This is a genomic window from Pseudomonas frederiksbergensis (assembly GCF_003732665.1).
In the GTDB taxonomy this organism is placed as follows: Bacteria; Pseudomonadota; Gammaproteobacteria; order Pseudomonadales; family Pseudomonadaceae; genus Aquipseudomonas; species Aquipseudomonas frederiksbergensis_G.
The window spans coordinates 1-507 of the sequence record NZ_MOBP01000060.1; the positions used below are offsets into that span (position 1 = coordinate 1).

General features: G+C 57.6%; 1 protein-coding gene. It reads left to right on the top strand.

The genetic code is table 11. The features are described from left to right. On the top strand, positions 1-507 hold a 507-nt coding region (locus BK665_RS33140), incomplete at both ends, for an ABC transporter transmembrane domain-containing protein (protein WP_148053273.1).

Here is a 507-nt window from a genome sequence, read left to right on the forward strand (position 1 = left end):
ATTCTCGTGCAGAACTTCTGGCTCGGCCTGATCGCGGCCTTCATGGCGGCAATTCAGGTCGGCATCATTCCCAAGATGCGCCGCCGCCTCATCGAACTCGGCCGTCAGCGGCAGCTGAGTGCACGCCAGCTCGCCGGACGTATCGGTGAAATGGTCGACGGCATCGGCACGATTCATGCCTATGACACGTCCAATTACGAGCGTGCGGATGCTTCGCATCGCCTCGGCGACATCTTCAAGATTCGCTACGATCTCTACCAGTGGAAGTTTCTGGTCAAATTCATCAACAACTTCCTTGCCCAGCTGACCCCCTTCTTCTTTTATGCGCTGGGCGGATATCTGACCCTGAAGGGCAGCCTCGATGTGGGGCAGCTGGTCGCCGTCATCAACGCCTATAAGGAACTGCCAGGGCCGCTGAAGGAGCTGATCGACTGGGATCAGGCCCGGCAGGATGTGCAGGTAAAGTACGAGCAGGTCTTCGAACAGTTCGATGCGCCGAACATGATC